Source organism: Methylobacterium sp. EM32, assembly GCF_040593685.1.
GTDB lineage: Bacteria > Pseudomonadota > Alphaproteobacteria > Rhizobiales > Beijerinckiaceae > Methylobacterium.
Window position 1 is genome coordinate 1 of the sequence record NZ_JBEXZS010000142.1, and the last position, 17,067, is coordinate 17,067.

At 65.2% G+C, this 17,067-nt stretch carries 7 protein-coding genes and 1 pseudogene; 1 reads left to right on the plus strand and 7 read right to left on the minus strand.

Annotated elements, in window-relative coordinates:
* Positions 1 to 46 precede the first annotated feature (46 nt).
* Positions 47 to 253 (minus strand): hypothetical protein, encoded by a 207-nt coding sequence (locus ABZT49_RS18595; RefSeq protein ID WP_355287902.1) that lies wholly within the window; start codon positions 251 to 253, stop codon positions 47 to 49.
* On the minus strand, positions 243 to 455 hold the full coding sequence (locus tag ABZT49_RS18600) for a hypothetical protein (protein ID WP_355287904.1): 213 nt from the start codon (positions 453 to 455) through the stop codon (positions 243 to 245). Before ABZT49_RS18600 ends, ABZT49_RS18595 begins: the two co-directional genes overlap by 11 nt.
* 434 nt (positions 456 to 889) lie before the next feature.
* On the opposite strand from ABZT49_RS18600, the pseudogene ABZT49_RS18605 reads away from it, so the two are divergent.
* Positions 890 to 1,431, plus strand: a pseudogene (locus ABZT49_RS18605) (IS110 family transposase); the annotation flags it as partial.
* Between the two features lie 120 nt (positions 1,432 to 1,551).
* On the opposite strand, the gene ABZT49_RS18610 reads toward ABZT49_RS18605, so the two are convergent.
* The 5 genes from ABZT49_RS18610 to ABZT49_RS18630 form a co-directional block, all read right to left on the minus strand.
* On the minus strand, positions 1,552 to 8,826 hold the full coding sequence (locus ABZT49_RS18610) for a hypothetical protein (protein WP_355287906.1): 7,275 nt from the start codon (positions 8,824 to 8,826) through the stop codon (positions 1,552 to 1,554).
* 33 nt (positions 8,827 to 8,859) lie between these two features.
* Complete coding sequence (locus ABZT49_RS18615) at positions 8,860 to 12,858, minus strand: hypothetical protein (RefSeq protein ID WP_355287908.1); 3,999 nt, start codon at positions 12,856 to 12,858, stop codon at positions 8,860 to 8,862.
* Positions 12,851 to 15,877: a hypothetical protein gene (locus tag ABZT49_RS18620; protein WP_355287910.1), complete on the minus strand. Its 3,027-nt coding sequence runs from the start codon at positions 15,875 to 15,877 to the stop codon at positions 12,851 to 12,853. The genes ABZT49_RS18615 and ABZT49_RS18620 overlap by 8 nt, the downstream gene beginning before the upstream one ends.
* A gap of 162 nt (positions 15,878 to 16,039) precedes the next feature.
* Positions 16,040 to 16,390 (minus strand): hypothetical protein, encoded by a 351-nt coding sequence (locus ABZT49_RS18625; protein ID WP_355287912.1) that lies wholly within the window; start codon positions 16,388 to 16,390, stop codon positions 16,040 to 16,042.
* Positions 16,391 to 16,544: 154 nt separating this feature from the next.
* Positions 16,545 to 16,865, minus strand: a complete 321-nt coding sequence (locus ABZT49_RS18630; RefSeq protein WP_355287914.1) for a bacterial transcriptional activator domain-containing protein — start codon at positions 16,863 to 16,865, stop codon at positions 16,545 to 16,547.
* Between the last annotated feature and the right edge of the window lie 202 nt (positions 16,866 to 17,067).

Sequence of the window (17,067 nt, forward strand, 5' to 3'; positions counted from 1 at the left end):
ACTCCGCCGGGTACGGGGGACGGGTTCTCGGCATGGCAAAAACACCTCACGCAAAAGCGTTCTCGGTGTCCACCGAGCCGGGGCAATCCCAATCCCAGACCTCGGCGAAGCCGAGCCCGACGAGGCGCTCGCGCATGGCGTATTGCAGGGCTTGGCTCTCGCGGTTGTGCTGGACCTGCTGCACCGAGGACTGGCGGACGTAGAGGACGGCCTTGCGAGCCCGGTGCTGGGGGCCGATCTTCTCAGCGCTCATCGGCACCTCCGGCCCGGATATCCGGCTGTGGCGCGCTGTCGGCGTGGGCGATGAGCAGGTGGGTCAGCAGACGGGTGCGGGTCTGCTGCGTCGCCGTCGGCAGAGCGCTCCAGGCCGGCGGCGTCAGCATCGACGGCCCTAGCGTCAGGCCGAGGTCGAGCTGCGGATCCGACCGGCGCGGTCGGCGTGGAGGCTGTGGCATGGCGATCTCCCGCGGGCTCGGGCGATGCTAGCTTTGCTCGGCGCTGGGCGGGGCCTGCGCCGCCCATTGCGGCGGCGAGGAGGGCGCGCAAGCTCATCAGTGGGGACAAGGCCGCGACCGGCTGCGCCGCCGCCCGCGTCGCGCCGCACGCGACGGGATCGAGCATCCAGACCGGGATCTCCTGCAAGCGCGCTACGGGCGCATCCGTCAGCGTGCAGCGCGCCGCCGTCCCGGTTGCTCGCTCGATCACGTCGTGGACACGGACCGCGTGCCCGGCCCACGGATGCCATCCATAGACGACAACGCTGTCGTCGCCAGCGCCGGTCTTATGGGTCTTGTGGTGAGAGGTTGTACAATCCCCGCCGGCGCCATTCCGCGCTCGATTTCGTCAGCCCCGTCAAGTTCGAGAGGCGGGGCACCTGTTCAACCGCTCTCCACTAAACCGAAGCAAGTCCATGCTCGATCAGCTCCTGCCAACGATGGCCCAGGTCGAGTGCTGTACGATCGCGATCGAGGCGTGTACCGGTGCCTTTTGCTGGGCGCGCAAGCTCGAGGCGCTCGGCCATCAGGTCAAAATCATCAGCCCGCAATACGTGAAGCCTTTCGTGCGCCGGCAGAAGAACGACGGCAACGATGCGGAGGCGATCTGCACGGCCGCGCGTCAGCCCCAGATTCCCCTTGCACCTAAGAAGAGCGTCGAGCAGCAGGACATCCAGGCCCTGCATCGTGCGCGGCAACGGATGGTCATCACCGCACAGCTGTCGTCAGCCAGATCCGTGGCCTGCTATTCGACCGCGGGCTGGCCATCGGCCAGAGCATCACGAGAGCTCGGCGGGCGATCCCCGAGATACTGTCCAACCTGGAGAATGAAGTGTCGGCCCTGGCCCGTGAGGCGATTTCCGAGCTGTACGATTTGTTCTGCGACCTCGACCGTCGGATCAAGGTGTTTGATAGGAAGATCGAAATTTTTTCACGTTAGCAGCATGGCTGCGGCCGCGGCCCAGCAGCTCATGCTCCTGGTCTGCGCAATCGGGCTGACCGTATAGATCACGTTCACCGCCACCATCGCTTGTGCTCCTTCGCTCGGAGCCTCAGGTCAACCGGCGCTCCACTCGAACGGCGCCGAGATGCCGAGGACCTGGCCCGCCGCGTCGAGCGGCTCGTCGCTCGCGACGCTCTCGACATCCTGGCCGAAGAAATCCCGCGGGAACTCCTTGAGGGCCGGTTCAAATCCCCCTTCGTCCCGCTTACGACCACGCAGCACGCGCACGATCCGCACCCGGCCGCTGCCGTTCGCGTACGGCGTGCCGAGATCGCCTTCCGGCCAGGTGGTCTCGCCGAGGACGGGGACTGATTTCGCATCCGGCAGCTTGTGCACCGCGACCGGGCGCTCGCGCAGCCGGTCGAATGCGTCGTAGACATAGCGCGTCACCAACGCGTAGAGGCGCTCCTCCACTTGCGCGTTAGGCTCCGGGCTGCCCTCTGCCGTCAAGGCGATCTTGGACACACTCTCGCCAAGGCGCAGGTCGGCAATTCCAAGCCTCAGCGTCTTACCCCCGGAATCTTCACTCGCGGTGAGCTGCGCGATCGGCAGCACTTGCTGGACGTTGCGTGAGCTCGCGGCAGTCTTGATTTCGGCGTGGACAGCCACATGCGACATGGCCGCCGCGAACTGGCACCACACGCCAGGAGTGAAGTCGGAGAGCCGCACCGGCCGGACCACAACGGTCGCCGGCGTCCTGTCGCAACGGGCCCGCAATATGACGACGCTGTCGTGGTTGATCTGGTCACGCGCATTGAGCGGCATGCAGATGACGGAGAGCCACACGTCCTCGTGCGGGCGCTGGAGCGCGTCCGTGGTGGTGTCGCGCATCAGACGCACATGCACGGAAACGTCTGCGGCAGGGCGATAGGCTCGGTCGCTGTCGGGCTTCGGCCGTTGCGAGACGACTAGGCGCAGCTGCACGACGCTTCCCGTTTCAAAAGCCACGGCCCATTGCTCGGCGTGCCCGAGATTGGTCGAGGCGTTGACGACGACCCGCGGTCGCAGCGGGTCCCCACGATCTATTTCCGCCTCCACCTGCACGGCGCCGGCGTCGATGATCTTGCCGTCCAGATCCGTGATCTCTTCAGGGTCATCGAACGACAGCCGCAGCCGCAGGGGTCCCTTCTCGGCCAGATCGTCGACATCGAAGGCGAGGCCCTCGTGTATGGTCTGCGGAAAGTCCTCGGCATTGGGATCGGCGGACGCGAGCGGGAATCGCTCGAATGAGTTCATGTTGGTCGGCAGCGGCACGGGCTTCGCAATTGGCTTACCGCCGCGGTCAACCAGCAACTCGGGCGCCTCCATCCGGCGGAAGCGGAGCTTCACCAGCGACCACGGCCGCACCTTGTCGGCAACCGGAGAGATCAGGATCCCGGCGTGGTCGAAGCGGCTCGCCTCAGTCTCGAGATCGAACGTGTATCCGACCGGACCGTCGCAGCGCAGCGCCAGCGGCTCGCCGCTCGCCCCTTCCCCAGTGCGGATCGGATCCGGCGCGTATTCCGGCCAGTATTTCACGAGCGGGCTGCCGGTCCTTTGGGCATCACTCGCCGGCAAGGGATCCGATTCGATCGCCTTGGCGGCGTTTTTTGCCTCGTCGATTTCCTTCACAAGCCGCGTCACTCGCGCATTAAGCCGACCGATCTCGTGTTGTAGGGCCTGCTTCTTGGCAGGATCGGTCTCGACGGCGAGAGCATCTTGAGCATCTTTCAGACTCTTTTCGACTTGCGTTTTCACCTGTCCGAGATGGCCAAAAAGCCCCCAGGCGACGGCCACCGCGTGGATTTTTGCGTAATCCAGTTCGGCGGCCGCCGTGGCATCCCGCGCAGCCTTCACTGCTCCTTCGGCACTGGTCAGTTCGCCAGGCGCGGGGTCGGCGTCGAGCATGCGCAACGCCGCAAGCGCACGCTCCGCTTTCGCCAGGTCGTGACGCGCGTCGGCGACTTTGTCCCAGCCGTTTCGGAACTCGTCCGGGAAGTCCTGTCCGGTGTCGGGATTCTTGCCCACCCGCTGCGTTCCGATGAACGGATGACGCGCCACTTCGATGACCGATTGGATCCCATCGCCAGCGTGGAACAGCGGGAACATCGCTTCATTAAACAGCGCGAGCAGCGGCGGGACCGAGCCAGCCGTCATCAATGGCTCGGTGAGCGGGATGACCAGCATCAACCCGGGCCGCCTGACCTCGCGGTTTTCCCCAAGCGGATTGGCGCGGTCCGGCACAACGAACGGCCACCACAATGTCTTGGCGGTGTCGCCTCGCCGGTGCGTGAAACGGATCAGCAGCGGATCGTTCGGCCGCATCGCCGCATAGCGGCTCCTGGCGCGCAGCGCGAAACGCCAGAGATTGGCGCCGCCACGATAATCCAGCTCGCGCTCGAGCACCACGGGCGGATGCTCCAAGAGCGGCGGGTCGACGCTTGGCGCCGGGAAGTTCGCGCGTCCGCCATAGGCGTGCGCCCGCGTGATGCGCATCTCGTGGATGGTTCCGATGTCATCGTCCGATCGCCCGATGAACGCATTGTCGACGAAGTGCTGGGCTGCCTCGTCGATCTTGCCGTCCTGTCCGAAGTTTGCCAGCGTGACTGCGGGGATTTCCGCGTGCGGACGCCCGCGCCAGCTCCAACGCTGCTCGAACAACCCAATGCGGTCGACATGGCGCAGCGCGGCGTAGCGCACCAAGGCGTCGTCGCCGCTCACCGGCGGACGGGGCGCGGCGAGGCAGTCCGGCTGCAGGTGGACGGTGGCGCGTTCCCGTGTGGCGCGTGGCGGGCGCAGGAGGCCCATGGAGAACGGCAGGGGCACAGGCTTGCCGGAAGCCGGATCCGCCTTCTCGATATAGAACTCCGGCATCAGCTCGCTCGCGACCTCGACGGTGAGGATGAGAGGCGCGCCGAGGTGCCAGCGCGTGCCGTCGATATCGGCGTCGCGCCAACCCGCAACCGCCGCGGGAGCAAACCGGTCGCGCGTCGTGACCTTTGCGGGGTTGCCGTCCGGCGCGAACAGCGGCTGAGCGAGCGGCATTGCGCCGTAGACGCGCAGCTCGTAGACGCAGCGCCGGGCGAGCGTGAGGATCGCATTGGCGAGGTCGAGCTTGGCCGGCCCGAGCGGGTCATGGTCGTCATCCAATTTGATCTGGAGCGAGACGATGTCGGCGCCATGGCGGGTCTTTGCGTCGTTTCCGTTGCCAAGGATTGCCTCGGCAGAGGAGATGCGCGGGGTGAGCAGCACCGGAGCCTGGTCCACGCGGCGCTGCGGGAACAGGCGCGCGATTTCGAGCACCAGAGCCTCGACCGCCGGATCGTCAAGTGAGCCGTCGGCGCCCGGCTCCATCTTGCCGGTCGCGCGCGCCGCAGCCCTGTTGAGCGCCTCGGCGACCGTCACCGGGCTTGCGCTCCCATAGCCGCTGAGCGGCCCGTTCACCCACCGGTCATAGGTCGCGAGGCTCGCGGACGGCCGGCGCAGCTGGATGGTCGCGGTTCGCGGACCGGAACGCCGCTTCGGCGAGCCAATTCCGTCGAGGAGCGTGACATCGCGGCTGTGCGGAACGAACTCCGGGGGGAAAATTGGGCGATCGCCATCCAACTGGAAGGCCGGCGCGCCGCCCGCAACCGACCGCAAGGCACCCCACCGGATCGAAGGCGGCTCGGCATCGAAATCCGCCCCATCTGCTTGTAGAACGAGCGAGAACGACTGCCACTCGGCGACCCGTTTGTTGACCGTCGGCGCAGTGGCGGGCGTGAACGGCAGCGCATCGGGCTCATCTTCGGCGAATTGGTGCGCGCGCGACTTGAGCACGAAGGTATTGACGTTGGTGCCGACCACGTCGATTCGAATCCCGGCAGTACCGGTCGTCGCCGCCGCGGCAAGCTCGCTGCGCATCACCTCGATCGTGAACCGATCGGAGTTCCCCGCCGCGGGGTCCAACGTCTGTGCTGTGAGGACAAGCTTTCCGGACGCACTCGTCACGTCGATGCCATTGATCTCGATGCGGATCCCTGAAGGTTCGGTCGGGGTTCCGGCTGCGTTCGTGAAGTCGGGGGGGCTGTTGAGCGTGCCGCGGGTCTGCTCCTTGTCCAGGAAGAAGCGCGTGGGAGCTCCCGCGCACAGCGTGATCGGCGCCGCACGGATCGGCAGTTCGGCCGCGAGCGGGGCGACGTCCTCGATCAAGCCCGGCCAAACGCTCAAGGGCGACAGGCGCGGGGCGCCGACCGGAACCGGTCGCAGATACGGCTTCGAGCGGATGAAGTCGCTGCCGATGTTCGCCCGCGCGATCTTGATCTCGCCGTTCGGTTTCGGCTTACCTGTACTGTCGAGCGAGGGCGGAAGCCGCCCGACTGGCTCATGGGATTTGTGCCGCAGTACGGGAGGTAGCACGCCTCCGTGCCCCGTTAGATAGGGGAGGACGTCATATTGGCGTCCGAAAGTCAGCGGCGGGAGCTTGGCAAACTGCTTCGTCTCCGTGCGCTTTGGTACGGGAAATAGATATGCCTCCGGCCGGCGTGCGACCGCCCGCGGCTGGCCACGCGGATCGAGCTGCGGCCGCCGCTCCATCTCGGCGACGATTGACTGGCTGTCGTACCGGACGACGGCGCTGCGCACGCCGCTGACTTCGCTCACCGCCAGGGGCACGGGGTCCACTCGCGCGCTATCGAGCCAGTCGTTCGGCCAATCGCCCAAATCCTCGACCGGAACTGCGTTGTCCCGGGCCAGCTGCGTCCGTGTGTTGCGGTCAGTTGGATCTTGCCGCGACACGTGCAGAGTCGCGACATTGAGACTCCACCATTCGTTATCACTGTCCTTCGGTCCGCCCCGCCGCCCGATCAGCACGCCGAGGCCGGCGAGCCGCGTCCACAAATCGACTGTTTCGTCGAAATCCTGAAGCTGATCGATTACGAAGGTGAGCGGCGGTGCGTCCTGCGTGAGCGGATCGGCGCTGCGGTCCTCTTGCCGCGGCACCAGCTCCTGCGCCAGCCGTTCGGCGTCTAGCTTGGCGGCGTCCCGCACTGCATTGAAGAGATCAAGGAGAGCGAGCAGTCGATCCAGCCGTTTCTGAGCTGCATCCTTTTCGGTAGGCCCCGCGTTTGCGAGGTCGTTCTGGGCCTGCTTGAGCGGGATGACCGCAGCAGCATCCGCAAACGCCTGCTTGAAGGTCTCCGCCACATAGGTGCCGATCGTCTTGATCAGCCGCTCGCGCAGCGGGAGCTTGGCGAATGCCGGATCGGCGGTTCCGCCCGCGAGTGGCACCCAGCCGCCCATCAGGCCGGCGACCGCGGGGCCGGCAAAAGCGAGCGCAAGCGCACTCCGAAGAGTCTGGCCTTGACCGGTGCCACCGTTCGCGCCTTGCAGAGATCCCGTCGGGACGCTGCTCGGGTCGATCGCGACCGCAATCTTGTCCGTGGCGTTCACCGAGAGGCCGAGAGGCCCGGCCTGGGCGACCGGCGTGATGTCGATCGGCTCACCGTTGCTGAGCTTCTCCACCGATTGCGTCCATCCCGCGTTATCCGTGTAGGTCAGGATGACGCTCACCTGACGCGGCTTGTTCTCGTCCGCTACGGTGATCGCGATCGTCAGGCGTCCCCCTGTAAACGGCTTGTCCTCGACAGCCGGGCCGGCGTCCTTGAGCAAGAGCTCTGTCTTAGCCGTGTCGAAATTGAGCTTGAACTCGAACTGCGCGGGAGCATCCGGCGCTCGCAAGGTAAAGGTGACGACGTTCGGAAGCTGCGCCCTCGCAAGCGCCAGCGGGATCGTGATCTTGACCGGCTGGGCAGCGGGCAGGATCCGCATGAGGTCGACAACGCCGGTTCGCCTGATTTCCGGCAGCTCCACTTTGTTGCCCTTGAGGAAAATCCGCCTAGTCGTGCCGCGAAAGTCGTATGTCTTGCCGTCCGTCGTGAGCGCCTCAACCGGCACGCTGGCCCAGTACCGCAGCAGCCACTCGCGGAACGCCTGCTCGTTATCGAGGGTGGCGAGCGGCTGGTTGTCAGGCGTTTTGGATGAGTCCTGCAGGTCGTCATTGCGGGGCGGGACGATGCCGGCGGCATCGGCCAGCCGAGCACGCGTGACGACCACGTGCAGCGGCAGCGGCGGCGCGACCCGATCGGCTTCCTTCGGCGCATCGTTTTCCGCACCGGCATGCGCGAACAGCAGCGGCACCACGGCGGGCCAGAGGCTCGGATTGCCGACCGCCAGCCGCTCCAGCAGGGCGGCTGCCGGAGCCGAGGTCGGCCGGGAAGCGCGTGAGCGCGGTGCGAGAATTGGCTGGTGAAGGGCTTTGAGGGCGCCGCGCAGGTAATCGGGAGGCGCTTCGCGCGGCAGAATATCGGCGCGGAGCGCCTCGCGTGTCGACGAGTTGCTGCCCTCGGCCTCGACGCGGGCCCGGATGACGTTGTCAAGCACCGCCATCGCGCGCGCAGCGGGATCGATCGTCTCGGCGACGCGCAACGCCAGCGCGGTGCTCCAATCGGTGCCCTCGAATGGGGGCGAATCGCTCCTGCGTACCAGCAGCGTCGAGAGGTCGATCAGCCGTTGTGGGTCGTCGCTCGGGATCTTCAGCGTCGCCATTGGAAGACTGGGATGTACGCTCGCCGTCACGTCGAGCGACACGCCTCTCGGCGCGGCTTTGTACGGAACTTCCCACGCCTTGTCGGCGGCCGGGGCGCCGGCAAGACTGCCCATGTCGATCGCATAGGAGACGCCCCCCCCAGTCACGAACGCAGGCGCCGCGAGAAACCGATCCGTTTCGGACACAGGGAATGCCGTTGCGTGGAGGGATATCCCGGTCCACACTTGCATGCCGGCCGGCACCGGATGCGGCAGGGCGGTGAGGCTTTCGGTCAATCCGAACACCGTGCGCCCTCGGACCACGCCGTCCGCGCCGGGGACCTCCAGTGCCCGCGGCCCGATCTCGGCAAGGATGGCAACGATCTCCCTGCCGATCCGATGGTGGAACGGCCTCACCTTCAGTTCTGCCCCCGCGGTGTCGGGATCGGTGTTGTCGACTTGACGGTCGAATTTCTTGGGGTCCTCGACCGCCATCTCCCAATGGGCTTCGTCGACTTGCTCCGGATCGGAGCCGTCGTCCTTTAGGCGCCAAAGCGTCCAATTCCCTTTCTCGTGAGCCCTCCAGCTGCCGTCCTGGTCGCCTGCGTTGGCGCGCCACATCCAGGGAAGGAGCAGGTTCGCATCTGAGGAAAGCGTCGGGTCCGTCGCATCGGGCACGACGGCTGCGCTCAGCCGGATGCCAATCTGACACAGCGGGTTTCCGGCGGCGTCGTTCACGTCTGGCAGGCGATCCACCTGCACATTTACCCTCAGCGTCCGCGGCATTCGCGTTTCCCCTTCGCTTGCAGGACACTGCGCTCAGCAATAGCCGTCCGAATAACCGTCCTCTCCGCCCTTCTTTTCGCCCGCGAACACGTATTCCACGTGCTCATGGACCGAGAGCGTATAGAACATGCTGACCTTCACGCTGACCGTGAGCGTCCCCGCGCCGATCATGCGGTCGCCGTCGTAGGTCACCTCGAACAGGAGCGCGATCGCGGCCGTGATAAGCCCGGCGACGTCGACGTTGCCGCGCACCAGCAGGAACACGCGCATCGCCGTCGTGCTCCCGCCACCGGTCACCCAAGTGAACGCAACCGCGCATCCGACCTGGACCCACACGCCGCCTGAGACCACGCCGAAGGAGAAGCCGAGGCCGAGCCCGACCAACACGCCGATGTCGAGCGTGTATCTCATCAGCGGTCGCGGTTTCGATGTCGGCAGATACGAGAGCTGCTGCGTCAGGTATCCGCCGCCATTGAGGATCCACACGTTCAGCGTGAACGGCGCCATGCGCGTGCCGACCGAGAGCTCGCAGACGATTTCGAACCGCGGCAGCGCGGCAATGCCGAACATGATGTGCAGTGAGAGATCGGAAATCCCGAAGGCGCCGGTCTGGACCGGCGGCAGCACGAGGTCGAGCGTCGCCGCGACGCCGGATGGAATGCCGCCGCGCACGAATGGCTGTATTCGCACCACGCCCTTCTTGCCAGTCGCCGCCATCAGGTCGGTCACAAAGTGCAACGCCTCGGCGATATCGATCCGGTCCGGTTGGATCCGGAAGTCGATCTTGCCGCTCTCGTCGAAATAAAGCCCGGTCTGACGAAAGGTCATAATCGACTGTCCGGCGCACACTACACGCCAATCACCGAAGATGCGGCCATTCATCTTGCGCTCGGTGCCGTCGACGCCGGCTGAGAGCCGCGCCTGCGAGGTGAACTTCGCGGTGTCGATCACGATCTCGACTGGACCGATGCTCAGGAGCGGCGTCGCCTCGGTGAACGGCACGTTGAGATCGGCCTCCATCCAGGCTCGCATCGTCGCCTTGTCGAAGCCGTGCCGGATCTTCACCGCGTTGCTGTCGTCAAGATCCGGGAAGCCGACCCGCTGTAGCAGACCCTTGAAGTCGATGCCGCCCATATCCGGCAGGAGATCGGAGACTGAGAGGCCCTTGAGCTTTTCTGGGATCAGCTGGTCGGCGATCTCGTTAATCGGCAAGCGGATGCCGAAGCTGTCGAGCAGTTCGCCGGCCGCCTTCCCGGCTTGCTCGACCGCCCCAACCTGGTCGGCGGCGCGGTTGACCAGCGCCAATGCCGGCGTCATATCGATTCCAAGCCTCTTCGCCTCGCCGAGCACGTAGGCGACTTCCGGCCGGTTGAAGCCGAGATTGTTGGTCTTCGGCGGGTCACCGAGCGCGCGCAGCGCGCGCAGCGCGCTGTCGCCTTTCTGGTAGACGCCGTCGGCGCGCCGAGCGAGGTCCGCGAGATCCGCGCCGCCCGTGATGTCGCGCACCGTCTCCTGGATGGTGCAGGCAAGCTGTCGCGCGCGCGCCTCAGCCTCTTCCGTGATCCTCGCCGCCGCCGCCGCCGCCGCCGCCTTGATCTCCGCAATGGTCTTGGCCGAGCCGTCGATGGCCGTCTTTACCTCGTTCTCCAGCTTCTTGCGGTAGCTCGCAACGTCGAGCGTGTCGCCGATCCACTGATTTACCTTGTCCGCGATCTGGGTCCCGTCCTTGAAGATCTCCTTCACGAACCCTTCCAGGGCCTCGCACGTCTTGGATAAGTCATTGATTAGGATCGTGAGTTGATCCTTGACCTTGGCTGCCCACTGCTCGACCTCGACCTTCACGGTCGCGGCAGCTTTGTCGATTTCTCCAGCAACGAGTTGATGTCCCTTTTCCACGGCCGCATTGAGTGCCGCGAGCTTGCTGCGAATGCTCCCTATCGCATCCTGTGCCCTTTTCCCGACGTCCTCTGCAGCAGTCACGAGCGTCTCTGGAAAGGGGACCGTCGGCACGGCAGCCGCTAGAGCTCCGTCCAATTTCGTTATTGCCAGCTCGAGCGGCTTCAGGGCGTCGTCAACGAGCTGAGCAAGTGATCCCCCAATCTCATCAAGTCGGTCCTCGATTAATTTGATCGAAATCTGAGTAAAAATGCCATCGATCTTGATGAAAGCCGCATCGAGAATGCCCTCGAGGATGCTCGCAATGCGGTCCACGCCTCCCGCAGCCTGGTCGATGCGGGTATCGACGGCAGTCTTCAGCCGGTCGATCCCCTCCTTCGCGTTCTTGACCTGCTCGACGAGCGGCGCCGTCGCGGTCCCGATTGCGCTGTTCTCGACTTTGGCGGCCGCGGCGAGCAAGGCACCGACGCCGATATCGAGCGCCTGGAGGATGCGCCGTGCCGCTGCCGGTGCATTCGAACCCTCAAGCTTCGCCATCGCTTCCCGCAGTTTGGCGCGATGCGTTTCGAGGGTGGTGCGCAAGGTCCTCGCGGCGTCGATGCTCTGCTGGTTCAGAGTGGCGCCCGCGGCGGTGAGTTGATCCAGAACGGCCTTTGCCTGTGTTGCGGCGGCTTGCACCGCATCCTTCAGCTGAGCCCCTTGGGCGTCGAGACCGCCGTCGACCAGGGCCTTCGCCTCCTGAAGATCCGCATGCGTGCGCTGCCGGAGCGCCAGGAGATCGGCCTTGAGGTCGCCCGCCAGGCTGTCCAGCTGGTCCTTGGCGAGCGCAATCCGGTGCTTGATCGCCGCTTCGGCGCCGTTGCGTAGCTCATGAACGACCGTCCTAAGTGCTGCGGTCGCGGCTTTCGCGGCGTTCAGCGCCTGTTTGCGAATCTCCTCCTTACGCTTCTGTACAAGTTCGGCGGCTGCCTCGTTTTCTGCGTCTTTCAATAGGCTCGCGATTGTCTCGCCCTGCTCGAGCACAGCGTTTAAGCGGCCAATCTCGACGCCCGCAACGCCGGCAGCGGCATCGATGCGCTCATTGATGGCAGCCGCGGCCTGCATGAGGACATCGCCGGCGATGATCACGAGACGGTTGAGCTGCCCCTGCACCTGCTCGCGTAGCTTGGCAGACAAACCCTCACAGATGCCGCCCGGCAATGTCAGGCCGCCGAATGTCTTCAGCTGGTCTTGCGTGTTCTTGATGGCATCCTGGAGCTCGTTGGCCCCGAGCTTGCCTAGCGCGTCGTCAAGCAGCTTTTTCGCCTGGTCCTGGAGCTGCGCCGGATCGGTAGCTCGGTCGAGCTTCTCGAGCTCGCCGAGCACCTGCCCAACTCGGCGGTCGATCTCCGCGCGCGCGTTGGCGGCCTTGGCGGCGATCTCACGTCCGAAATCCTGCACCGGGGTCGGCGCCGTGGCATCGTGACTGGCGGCGCGCGCAATCGTCACGTTGCGCAATGCCGCCACCGGACCTCCGGCGACCCGGGCGTGAGTGAGCGCAACCGCTTCCTTGGCGGGGACGAGTGCGATCGTGAAGCGCTCATAGCCCGGCACATGATCTGGCTCGGCGCGCAGCATGGTGTCGGAGAGGTCGGCGCTCTCGGTGCGCACGCGCGCTGTGACGGGAAACGGAAGGTCGCAGAAGTCGACATCGCGCACCGGCTGCCACAGGTCGGTGTTGTCGTCCTCGCCTGCGACCACGGACGTGTAGAAGTAGAGCTTCTCCGGCTCCGCGACTTCGTGCGGGATTTCCTTCCCTCCTTCGCCGGCCAGGTTCACGCAGATCTGCGGCCTTGGATAGAGATTGACCGGGTCGTCCGGGTCGTTGGGATTGGGCCGCAGTCCGAGGAAAGCGGTGCTCCAGAGAGGGACCTGCCAGCCTTCGCGCCGTACGTCGCTGCCCCAGGAACTGTCGACCCTGATCTTGATTGATTTGAACTCGGCGCCGACGACGAAGCCGCACGCGCGGAGCGAAGTTGCGTCTTCCGGGTAGTCCCGCTTGGGCTTTAGAATCTCGACGTATTCCTCGACCTTTCGCGGAATCGCGCGGCCGAGGTGCTCGTCCTCGCGGCGACCGATCGGCGGCCGGTTATTCAACCGCTATGCGCCGCCGCTCCGCGTTGAGCACCGCATCGATCAATGCGGCGTGCCGCTGCAGGTGCGGCCGCTCGAACACGTCCGTGAGCGGGACCGGCGGCTCGCCGATCGCGCCGGCGAGCTCCGTAATCCACACGCCGTCCCCGCGCAGCCGCGCGAGCACCCCGTAAAGGAGCTCCAGACGGAGATCGAGCAGCCGGGCACCAGGACTGCGTTGGAGAGCGAATCCGAGGGTGCGGCGCAGGTTCCACCCGGGCTCGCGGAACCGCGTCTCAGCGAAAGTTGGATCGATCTTCAGCTGCGTCAGCGATCCGAAGCGGGCAGCGGCCGGCTTGCCCGGCTCGACGTCCTTTGGCCGTCCCATGAGATCGGATCGGTTCTTCTCCATCGCCTCGCCGACCACTTGAGGCGGCATCAGAAGGTCGACGATCTGCCCCTCGTCCCGCACCCGCCAGGACAGCCCGGCCTCGCCGGAGTCGTTCCATACGGCAACTTCGTTGCTCTCGCTGCTCGCGAGACCGGTAATCTCGTCGTAGTCGATGGCAGCTACCCGGAACGGGCCAGGTTCAATCACCAGGACCCGCGGCCGCTCCGCCGGCTCCGCCTGCGCAAGCGGCGGCGCGGCACCGTTGCCGTTCTTCTTTTCCGATACTGAACGAAGCGAAAGTGCGATCGTATGATCGCGATCGCGTGTCGCCACCTCTTCGGACTGGAGCGTCAGCGTGATGGTGGCATCCGGGACTGACCGCTTCAGCGACAGTAGCAGCGGAGCGTCCGGATCCGGACGGTTCTGATCTGGCGGTCGGCGCCGGCGCTCCCGCGCGCCCACGCGCGTCGCGCCTTGCGGCTCGTCCTCGCCCGCAGGACCGACTGCCGCGATTGGCAACCGGACGTCGGCATCGATACCCATCGAGGGCTGCGCCGGATCGCCGTCGCCGTCGGGCTCAAGCGGGCGCAAAACGATCAGACCGCTCTTGCCGAGGGTGCGCGCGTGGTCGACCGCCTCAGCGAGAGTGAACTGCAGCGCGCCGATGACGAGATCGCGCGATCCCTTTTTCGCGGCCGTGCCGGAATCCCAGGTGGGGGGGACGACACCGAGATACTCCTTGACCTCTAGCCCCAGCCGCATCCCGAGTGCCACGGCCGCAGGTTCGTCGGCGGAAACAGCGGGCTGAAAAGCGGGAGCATCGGTACTCACTATCTCGGCTTCGGCGCGCGTCTCGGGCAGCCGCGAGACAAACAGCTCGACGTCATAGCGAGGATAAGCGCGGTCGTCGGTTTCCAGCCGTGCGAACGTGGCCTTGACGGCGGTCGGCTTCACATCGAGGCTCGCAGCAGAGGACAGTCCTGGCCACATGTCGAAGCGCCGTCGCGGCTCGAACGTATGCAGCAGCACCTTTCGTGGAACGCCGGCCTGAGAAGCGGTTTGCGGATCGAACAGCGGCCGCGTGCCGGGCGTGCGGTCGGACACGGCGCCGATCACATGCCACGGCATGCCAGGGTTGGTCGCCTGCAAGCGCGGCAGGAGACTCAAAGGGCGGCCGTCCTGCACCGCCTTCAGGCCGGCATGGACTTTCCTGACGCATTCATCGAGCGTGGCGAGCGCGGCCTTTGTCACCGCCTGGTCTTCGGTTGAGACGCTATCATTGGTGCTCAGCCGGGCGGTGAGGATCGTACGCGCCGCTCGTTCCGGCTCGAGATGCAGGTTGACGTCTGCGAACCGCTGCTCTTCGGCGAACAATACCAAGGTATTTGGCAATGCCGCGTCGACCGCGTCCGGTACCACCGGCTGCAAGCTCGTGTGTTTGAGGAAGGTCTTGCTGTACTCGAAAACCCACAGCTCGAAGCGCCAGCCGATCCTGTCGATCGTGTCATCGGGTTTCACGCCGCCGCCTGGTTTTGGATTCCCGCCGAGCGCACGGAAGCCGAACTCGCGGCGCACCAGGATTGGAGTGCCATCCGGGAATCCAAGCGCCGCGAGGGCCGGTACATGATGAACCCTGAATTGGTCGTCGTTGGCGTGCCCGCTGTTGGTCTTGCCGCGCGCCCTGCTGTTGTCGCGTGCGAAGGCGAGCAGGTCTGAGTTGTCGAGCTCGACGGGGTCGGAGCGCGATCCCGCGCTCCCGAACCGTGCGAGAGTGCAGCGCAACCGCATGCGGTCGAAGCGAAGACCGCGTAGTCCGGCCGGTTCTTGCGTTCCGGGCTTGGTGATCCACAAGTTTTTCAGCGGCGCACCCGTGCCGCCTCCCCGTACTGCCAGATCTACCATCATGCGGGTGTCGTGACGGTCGACCGCTGTCTTCTCCGCAGCCGTGGCGACGCGATGGCCATTGATCGCAACCTTGATGCCGACGTGAATTGCGATTGCCGTGAGTGCCCCGGGGCGGGTGTTATCTGCAAAATCGGGAAACAGGATGATGCGCGATCCCGTGGGCACGCTGTCATTCGGCACGTCCGCGGCGAACGGATGCGGCAGCGCATCTCCTTTGGGGTCCACGAAACGCGCAGCGTCGAACGCTGCAAATGGTTGCTTAACCGCGGTGCCGCCGTCGCTGGAAAAGAAGAAGACCCGTTCCACCTCCCTCAAAGGAATTGCGGTCTGCCGCCGCGTCGGCTTGAGCGGCGCGCCGCCGCCCGCCGGCACTGTCACCTCGGTATCGAGAAAGCTCTTGGAAAATCCCAGCGCGTCCAGGGTGTCGCGATCGGCGCTTGTCAGCAGGCCAGTCGGCTGCTTCATGGACGCGGCGAGCACGTCGACCGGCACGTGCTCCGGAGGATTTCTTTTCGGCTCGAACAGATCGTCGTCAGGTGCGCCGCTCTTGAGCCGCTCGCGCAACTCGCTCAGCGGGTAGCATGCATAGCGCCAGTCCTGGCCGGGCCCCCAGTCGATCGTCTTTCCGTCTGGGCGCGTCTGCTTCCACGGAGCTTTGCTTCCGACGACAATCGCTTGCGGCTCGCTGGTGCGAGCGCCGGGCGCCATGCGCACCGCGATGAAAGCTATTCGCGATTCTTCAGGCACGCCTCTCTCCCGTCGTCGGCTGCGAACTCCTTGCAACGGCGCTGCCTGCGCGAAAACCGTGCACCTCACAGCTCGCCTGGTCAGGCCACAAGGTCAGGAATGTCGCCAGCCCGAAACGCGTCCGGCAGTCTCGTGGCGAGTTGCTTTTCAATTCGAAGGAGCTCATGTGCCCCTCCGAATTATGGCGAGCAGAAAGCGAACGACGCTCCTCAATAATCGCGACTTGGAGTCAGTCGTCCCGCGATCGTCGCCTGAGAGATGCGATCCGACGACGTAGGCTGATGGCGTCGCCTGCGCGAGCGCGTCGCGCACGAACTGAAAAGCGTCCTCGGGATTCGCAAAAGGCCGGTAGAAGACTTGGGGATCTATCTGGTTGTCGCGGACTTTGCCGCGCCAGTGGCTGCCTTCGAACTGGCTCCACTCGAACCAGAACTCAAGCTCAAAGATTTTGTCTGGTACAGGCGGGTGGGGGATGGAGGCTGCCGGAGACATGGTGACGAACGTACGCGCCACGGAGCCCCGAATTATCTTGTGCGTGTCGACCAAAAGTGGCCGCGTTCTCCCGAAGCGATCACGGAATTCTCACTGCCAAGGGGTGCCAATCACTACACCGAAGGCCCTCGCCGGGAGCGTCGGCGAGGGCCTCGGACATATTCCGGAAGCGCGCTTACATATTCCGGAAGCGCGCTTCCGGTTGGGCAGATCCAAAATGCAACGATAAGTAATCATCGAGGTGATCGAAAATCGCCCTGGACTCGATCTCCCGATGCAGCCGTTGGGTGTCTGGCATCGGCTCAATGCCAAGATCCACCTTCAGAATGCTCCTGAGCTTCTGATAGGCGATGAGCGCCTTGGCTTGCTGCCCGCTGAGGACCAGAAGTAGCATCACGTCGCGCTGTACGCTTTCTCGTAACGGGTCCGTTTCGGTGATCTTTTGCCCGTACCCGAGCGCACGCTCGTGCTCGCCTCGGCGAGCTGCGCAGCGCATCAACTCAAGGGTGCTCCTGACGAATATCCTGAACCGCCCCGGGTTTCCCGGAGGCTCCAACTTCTGAGAGGATGGAGCCATGACGAAGCGAACAACCCCTTTTTCCCCCTGAGGTGCGCGAGCGTGCGGTGCGGATGGTGCGCGAGCACGAGGGCGAGCACGGCTCGCAGTGGTCGGCGATCCAGTCGATAGCCGCCAAGAT

Coding starts and splice junctions, on each gene's coding strand:
- ABZT49_RS18595 (WP_355287902.1), bottom strand. CDS start 253: ATGAGCGCTGAGAAGATCGGCCCCCAGCACCGGGCTCGCAAGGCCGTC.
- ABZT49_RS18600 (WP_355287904.1), bottom strand. CDS start 455: ATGCCACAGCCTCCACGCCGACCGCGCCGGTCGGATCCGCAGCTCGAC.
- ABZT49_RS18610 (WP_355287906.1), bottom strand. CDS start 8,826: ATGCCGCGGACGCTGAGGGTAAATGTGCAGGTGGATCGCCTGCCAGAC.
- ABZT49_RS18630 (WP_355287914.1), bottom strand. CDS start 16,865: ATGCGCTGCGCAGCTCGCCGAGGCGAGCACGAGCGTGCGCTCGGGTAC.